At 73.3% G+C, this 7,321-nt stretch carries 6 protein-coding genes; 3 read left to right on the plus strand and 3 right to left on the minus strand.

Translation table 11 applies throughout. The features are described 5' to 3' along the window. The first annotated feature begins 60 nt into the window (after window positions 1-60). Entirely contained in the window at window positions 61-1,431 is a 1,371-nt protein-coding gene (locus FK498_RS06295) for a M20 family metallo-hydrolase (protein WP_237560853.1), read from the plus strand. A 90-nt stretch (window positions 1,432-1,521) separates the two neighbouring features. Next, window positions 1,522-2,373, plus strand: a complete 852-nt coding sequence (gene pdxY / locus FK498_RS06300; protein ID WP_141852693.1) for a pyridoxal kinase PdxY — start codon at window positions 1,522-1,524, stop codon at window positions 2,371-2,373. Window positions 2,374-2,518: 145 nt separating this feature from the next. Here the strand turns inward: pdxY and FK498_RS06310 are convergent, their stop codons facing one another. The 3 genes from FK498_RS06310 to FK498_RS06320 form a co-directional block, all read right to left on the minus strand. Then, on the minus strand, window positions 2,519-3,247 hold the full coding sequence (locus FK498_RS06310; RefSeq protein ID WP_237560854.1) for a glutathione S-transferase family protein: 729 nt from the start codon (window positions 3,245-3,247) through the stop codon (window positions 2,519-2,521). After that, on the minus strand, window positions 3,235-3,960 hold the full coding sequence (locus tag FK498_RS06315) for a glutathione binding-like protein (RefSeq protein ID WP_141852695.1): 726 nt from the start codon (window positions 3,958-3,960) through the stop codon (window positions 3,235-3,237). The genes FK498_RS06310 and FK498_RS06315 overlap by 13 nt, the downstream gene beginning before the upstream one ends. 140 nt (window positions 3,961-4,100) lie before the next feature. Then, complete coding sequence (locus tag FK498_RS06320; RefSeq protein WP_141852697.1) at window positions 4,101-5,846, minus strand: acyl-CoA dehydrogenase family protein; 1,746 nt, start codon at window positions 5,844-5,846, stop codon at window positions 4,101-4,103. A 379-nt stretch (window positions 5,847-6,225) separates the two neighbouring features. On the opposite strand from FK498_RS06320, the gene FK498_RS06325 reads away from it, so the two are divergent. Then, window positions 6,226-7,074 (plus strand): SDR family oxidoreductase, encoded by an 849-nt coding sequence (locus FK498_RS06325; RefSeq protein WP_141852699.1) that lies wholly within the window; start codon window positions 6,226-6,228, stop codon window positions 7,072-7,074. Window positions 7,075-7,321 lie beyond the last annotated feature (247 nt).

The raw sequence follows: 7,321 nt of genomic DNA on the forward strand, positions 1-7,321 counted from the left end.
CTTCGGTGTGGTGGCGCCTATCTGGCGGCGAGGCGCGCGCCGGTCCAGACGGGTGGCGTGATGGCACGGATCGGCCAGGCCGATGCGGGGCGGCCCGTTGGCAAGGGGGCGCGCATGGTGCACGGTCCGGCCGAGGATCGCGGCGTTGGAGACAGGCGGATGGCGGGTGGAGCGGCGGCGGATGCGGTCGCGGCGGTGAGCGAGGGCCGCCTGTGGGACCGCCTGATGGCGATGGCGCGGATCGGCGGGTTCACGACCGAGGAGGGGCACGAGGGGGTGAACCGCCCGTGCCTCACGCCGCTCGACCGCGAGGCGCGGCGGCTCCTGATCGGCTGGGCGCAGGCGGCGGGCGCATCGGTCTCCGTCGATCCGGCGGCGAACCTGTTCCTGCGCTGGGAGGGGACGGATCCGTCGCTCGCGCCGGTGCTGACCGGCAGCCACATGGACACGCAGCCGCAGGGCGGGCGGTTCGACGGCATCTACGGCGTGCTCGCCGGGCTGGAGGCGATCGAGGCGCTGGCGGCGTCGGGAGTGCGGCCGCGGCGGCCGGTCGAGGTCGTGGCCTGGACCAACGAGGAGGGCGGTCGTTTCGCGCCCGGCTGCACCGGCAGCATGAGCTTCGCCGGCTTCAAGCCGATGAGCGCGTTCGACGACATCGTCGATGCCGAGGGCGTGCGCTATGCTGATGCGCTCGCCGCGCAGCTCGCCGAGGAGGCCGACCTGCCGCGCCGCCCCCTCGGCTACGTGCCACACGCCTATGTCGAGGCGCATATCGAGCAGGGGCCGCGGCTCGAGGCCGAGGGCCAGGACATCGGCGTGGTGACGGGAATCCAGGGCAGCCGCTGGTTCACGGTGACGGTGGAAGGGCGGACCGATCATGCCGGCACGACGCCGCTCTCCTTGCGCAAGGATGCGGTGCAGGACGCGTTGCGCGCGATCGCGGCGTTGAACGCGCTGATGCACGATCCGACGGATGTGCTGCGCTTCACGGTGGGATCGATCGCGGTGGAGCCGGGCACCTCGAACAGCGTGGCGCGCCGGGTCGTGTTCACGATCGACTTCCGCCATCCGGACGAGGCCGTGTTGCGGCCGCGCGGCGATGCGATCGCGGGTGTCGTGCAGGCGGCGCTGAAGGCGTGCACGGCGCGGGTGCACGAGCGGTTCACGGCGTGGCCGGCCGATTTCGGCCCGACGGTGCCGGAGGCGGTGGCGCGGGCGGCGGCTTCGCAGGGGCTGAAGGCGATCCGTCTGCCGTCGGGGGCGTTCCATGACGCGCAGTTCCTGGTGCCCGTGTGCCCGACGGGGATGATCTTCATCCCGTGTCGTGGCGGGGTGAGTCACCATCCGAGCGAGTATGCGGAGCCGCGCGCGTGCGCGAACGGTGCACGGGTGCTGACGGAGGCCGTGCTCGAGCTGGCCGGGGGACCGTAAGGCTCCCGCCCTCCCCGGAGGCACCATCTCCGGCAGGAGGTGCGGGGGAACCACCGAGGTTCCCCCGCTGTTCCTTCCTCGGAGTTCTCGATGAAGATCCTCTCCATCCAGTCCTGGGTGTCCCACGGCCATGCCGGCAACGCGGCGGCGGTCTTCCCGCTGCAGCGACTCGGCGCCGAGGTGGTCGCCGTGCACACGGTGCTGTTCTCCAACCACACCGGCTACGGCGCCTGGCGCGGTGCCGTCGTCGATCCGTCGCTCGTCCGCGAGGTGGTCGCCGGCGTGGAGGAACGCGGCTCGCTCGCCGACACGGACGCGCTGCTCACCGGCTACCTGGGCGACGCGGCGATCGGGGAGGCCGTGCTCGAGGCGCATGCGCGGCTGACCCGCGCCAACCCGCGCGCCCTCTGGTGCTGCGATCCGGTGATCGGCGATGTGGGCCGCGGCGTGTTCGTCCGCCCCGGCATCCCCGAGTTCTTCCGCGACCGCTGCGTGCCGGCGGCTGACATCCTGACGCCGAACCATTTCGAGCTCGATTGGCTGACCGGCGGCGAGACCCGCACCCTGCCCGCGCTGTGCCGCGCCGCGCGCGGCCTGCTCGCGCGCGGGCCGAAGCGCATCCTGGTCACGTCGCTCACGGTCGAGGACACGCCCGCGGAGGCGATCGACGTGGTGGCGCTCGACGCGGCGGAGGCCTATCGCGTGCGCATCCCGCGGCTGCCGATCGTCGGCAGGGGCACCGGAGACGTGATCGCGGCGCTGTTCCTCGCCCACACGCTCGCCGGCCTGCCGGTCGCGGAGGGTCTCGCGCGTGCGGTCTCCTCGCTGCACGGGGTGCTGGCGGCCACCGTCGCGGCCGGACGCGAGGAGATGGCGCTCGTCGCCGCGCAGGCGGAACTCGTGGCCCCCTCGCGGCTGTTCACCCCGGAGCGCCTGGCATGAGCAACCCCTACGATCCCCGCATCTCCGGCTACCCGCGCGACATGGTCGGCGACGGCCGCACCCCGCCCGATCCGGAACGGCCGGGCGCGGCGCGGTCGCGTCGTGTCAGGTCGATCGACCGGGAGAGGGCCGACCGTGACCGCGGTCAGCCGCAGGCCTCGCCGGCCGGAGCCATCCCGGCCGCGGCGAGCGCGCGCGCCCCTTCGCCGTCGCAGGCCTGGTCCATGCGCGCGAGCCAGGCCGACAGGACGTCCGCGCGTTCCAGGGGCGGCAGGCGGCTGACCATGCGCCACCACATGAACGTGCCGTAGAGCGCATAATCGGCGTAGTTCGGCGCCGCACCGGCGAGATAGGCCTGCTTCGCCAGCACACGGCGCGCCGGTTCGAACAGCAGGCGGAACGCGGGAAGTTCCGCCTTCGGATCGGGGCACACCTCCTCGAGCCTCCTGCCGAAGCGCTTCTCGCGCGTCGCGCGGAAATAGGCGCGATCGCCCGGATCGAGGCTGGCGTAGATGTCCATCAGGATCGGCTTCGATGCGTGGAGCTGCACGGTGCGGTCGGTCCAGGCCGCGACGAAGCGCGCGAGGGCGGCGCCGTGCGTGCCGCCGAACAGGCTCGGCCGGTCCGGGTAGCGCTCCTCCAGGTACTCGGCGATCGCCATGCTGTCGTGCACCCAGGTCTCGCCGTCGCGGATCACCGGCACCAGCTTCGCCCCCGCCGGCGCGAGGCGATCCTTCTCGACGAGGCGCCAGGGCACGCCCTCGAAGGCCAGCCCCTTGTGGCGCAGGCTCATGCGGGCGCGCCAGCAATACGGGCTGAACCGGCGGGGCGCGTCCGCACCGGCGAGTTCGTAGAGCGTGATCATGCCGGGCATGGACCGTGCCGGCCTGCGGCGATGCTCGCCGCCGTCTGGCCGAACAGGATGCGCCGGCGCTCCTCGTCCATCGGTGCCGGCGCAGCCTGGTAGCGCCTGCCAAGCTCGTAGGCGCGCTGCACGGCGGGCCGTGCCGCGATGCGCTCGAGCCAGGCCTTCAGCCGCGGGAACTCCTCGATCCTCTGGCCCTGGCGTTCGTGCGGCACCACCCAGGGATAGCAGGCCATGTCGGCGATCGAGTACTCGCCGGCGAGGAAGTCGCGATCCTCGAGCCGCTTGTCCATGACGCCGTAGAGGCGGTTCACCTCGTTCTCGTAGCGCGCGATCGCGTAGGGGATCTTCTCCGGCGCGTAGGCGCGGAAATGATTGTTCTGCCCCGACATCGGCCCGAGCCCGCCCATCTGCCAGAACAGCCACTCGAGCGTGGCCGTGCGCCCGCGCAGATCGGGGGCGATGAAGCGGCCGAGCTTCTCGGCGAGATAGAGCAGGATCGCCCCCGATTCGAACACGCTGAGCGGCGCGCCGCCATCGGCCGGGGCGTGATCGACGATCGCCGGAATGCGGTTGTTGGGCGCGATCCTCAGGAACGCGGGATCGAACTGGTCGCCCTGGCCGATGTTGACCGGCTTGATCGTGTAGGGCGTGCCCGTCTCCTCGAGGAAGATCGTGATCTTGTGACCGTTCGGGGTCGGCCAGTAGTAGAGGTCGATCATGGGGTCTCCTGCGGAGATGCGCCGGCGCGGGCGTCGATCGCCCGCACGGCCCGACAGGATCGCATGCCGGGCCGGCACCATGCCGCTGCACGGCGCAGGGCGGCCCTGTGCCGTGCGCAACCCTTCGGCGCGGGCGCGCGCTACATCAGATCGAGCGCATCCTCGAGCGAGAGCGGGATCCCGCCCAGCCACGCATCGGTGATCGCCGCCTCGTCGGCGCGGTCGCCCGCGGCGAGGGGGTCGCGCGCGGCGAGGCGATGGTCGAGCACGAGACGCGCCAGGGTGACCCGCCGCGCATCGCCGCCGCGCGCGGCGAGTGCCGCGCCCTCCCAGACGAACAGCGCCGCGCAGGCGGCATGGTAGAGGCCCGAGGCGGCCTGCCGGTAGAGCGCCTCGTCGCCGCTCTCCGCCACCTCCTCGGCGAAGCGGGCGGCCCGGTTCAGCGCCTCCGCCACCGGCCCGGCGGCGGCGAGAGGGACGTCGGCGAGATGCCCCGTCAGCGCCGCCACGAAGTCCGGCAGGCAGTTGCCGCGCCCCACCGCTCGCCTGATCGCATCCTCCGCCACCACCGCCGAGGTGCCCTCCCAGATCGAGCCGAGATGGGCGTCGCGCAGGAGGCGCGGCTCGACGAAGTCCTCGATGTAGCCGTTGCCGCCGCGCACCTCCATCGCGTCCCCGATCGCCGTGCGCGCATCGCGGCAGGCCCGGAACTTGAGCAGCGGGGTCGCGAGCCTGAGCACGCGTGCCGCCCGCTCGTCGCCCGCATCGGCGCGGTCCATGGTGCAGGCGCAGAACAGCGCGAAGGAGAGCGCCTCCTCCGCCGGCAGGCGGATCTTCATCAGGGTGCGGCGGACGGCCGGGAAGGCGATCGCGCCGCGGCCGAAGGCGATCCGCCCCTGCGCGGCGACCGTCGCCTCGATCAGCGCGCGCCGCATCATCCCCGCCGAGCGCACGCCGTTCGAGAGCCGCGAGAGGTTCACCATCGTCGCCATCTGCGCGAAGCCGCGCGTGACGTCGCCGACGAGATAGGCGGTCGCGCCCTCGAGCACGATCTCGCCCGAGGCCATGTCACGCGTGCCGAGCTTGTCCTTGAGCCGGACGATCCGGTAGCGGTTCGGCGTGCCGTCCTCCAGCAGGCGCGGCAGCAGGAACAGGCCGAGCCCCCTGGTGCCCGGCGCGCCGGTGGCGCGCGCGAGCACCAGCGCGGCGTCCGCGCCGGCGTTCGAGCAGAACCACTTCTCGCCCGAGAGCCGCCAGGTGCCGTCGGGCTGGCGCGCGGCGACCGTCTCGATCGCGCCGACATCCGATCCCGCCTGGCGCTCGGTCATGAACATCGCACCCGAGGCCCAGGTCTCGGGATCCTGGCTGGTCAGAAGCGGCAGCCAGCGCTCCCGGATCTCGGGCGAGGCGTAGAGGCGCAGCACCTTCGCCATCGTGTCCGTCATGGAGATCGGGCAGAGCAGGCCGAACTCGGCCTGCGCGAAGAGGTACTGGAAGGCGTATTTCGCGACCGCCGGCAGGGGCTCGGGCCAGCCGAGCACGCCCGCTCGGTGCGTCATCGCGGCAAGGCCGAAGCGGCCGAGGCCGATGCGCTGCATCGCCGCGTAGGCGGGATGGTGGCGCACCTCGTTCGCGGTGGCGCCGAACCGGTCGCGCGGGGCGAGTTCGGGCGGGTTGCGGTCGGCCGCGCGGGCGAGCGCGTCGAGTTCGCCGCCGGCAAGCTCGCCGAGTGCGTCGAGATGCGGCTCCAGATGCGCGCGCAGACCGGGCGCGAGATGCAGGTCGAGCAGCGTCGCGAGCGCGGCATCGGCGCGATAGAGGTTCAGCCCCACGGCATCGGGCGCGACCCCGTGCCGGTCGCGCAGCACCGATCCCCCTTCCGGCATCCCCGTCGCCTCCCTTGCGGACCCTTGCGCGGCGCCGATGCTAGCGCAGATCCCGATCGGGCGGACCCATCTGATCGGGTGAAGGGGCGCGCCGGGAAGCCCCGGAGACGGTTCCGGCAGGTCGGAACCGGGTCCCCGCGGCCGCGGCGCCCCGCCATGCCTGCCGCCGGCGGCGGGAGGCGTCAGCCTGCCGGCCGGCACGTGGTCGACGGCACGATGCGGGTTGCAGCCTGCCGGCCCGGAGGCCATGGTGACGCGACCGACGACGCCGGGAGGAGCGACCGATGGGCTGCGCGACCGCTACCGCCAGCGGGACCAGGCTCCGGCCGGGTACGGTTCGTGCGCCGACCATGCGCCGCGTGGGCGGGGGATGAGCCGCGTGTTCGCCCCCGGCCTGCTCTCCGGCAAGCGCATCCTGGTGACCGGCGGCGGCACCGGCCTCGGCCGCGCCATGGCGGAAAGCTTCGCCGAGCTCGGCGCCGATCTCGTGCTGCTCGGCCGTCGCCTCGAGGTGCTGCAGGCCGCCGCGGCCGAGATCGGCGCGGCGACGGATGCCGAGGTCGCGACGCTGAGCGCCGACGTGCGCGATCCGGAGGCGGTCGAGGCGGCGATCGAGGCGTGCTTCGCCGATCGCGGCATCGACGTGCTGGTGAACAACGCCGCCGCCAACTTCATCGCGCGCACCGAGACGCTGAGCCACCGCGCCGCCGATGCGGTGCTGAACATCACGCTGCACGGACCGCTCTACGCCACCATGGCGGCCGGGCGGCGCTGGCTCGCCGCGCAGCGGCCGGGCGTGGTGCTCTCGATCGTCGCCACCTATGCCTGGACCGGCAGCCCCTACGTCGTGCCCTCGGCGATGGCCAAGGCGGGGCTGCTCGCGATGACGCAGTCGCTGGCGGTGGAGTGGGGCGGCAAGGGCATCCGCACGGTCGCGATCGCGCCCGGGCCGTTCCCGACCAAGGGGGCGTGGGAGCGGCTCTTCCCGCGCGAGGACCTCGCCGAGCACGTGGTCACCACCGTGCCGCTGAAGCGCGTCGGCCGGCACGAGGAACTGGCGAACCTCGCCGCCTATCTCGTCTCCGACCAGGCAGCCTACATCAACGGCGCCTGCGTCACGATCGACGGCGGCCGCTGGCTCAGGGGCGCGGGCAATTTCAGCTTCCTCGAGGGACTGACCGATGCGGAGTGGGAGAGCTTCCGGCCGAAGAAGACCGCCAAGGGCTGAGGGCCGGGCCGGGGTTCCGCGCCGCGGCCACGGTTCCCATCTGACGCCGGACGGCCGACACTCGGCCCAGGCCCATATCCGCGAGGCAGAATGGACGGCCCCACGCCGACCCGGGTCCTGACCCCGCTCGATGCCGTGCAGGCGCGCATCGCCGCGCGCCCGCCGCTCGGCCGCGTCGAGACGGTGCCGCTTGCCGAGGCGGCCGGGCGCGTCCTCGCCGAGGCGGTGCGTGCGGCCGCCGCGGTGC

The organism is Elioraea sp. Yellowstone, from assembly GCF_006704265.1.
Classification (GTDB): domain Bacteria; phylum Pseudomonadota; class Alphaproteobacteria; order Acetobacterales; family Acetobacteraceae; genus Elioraea.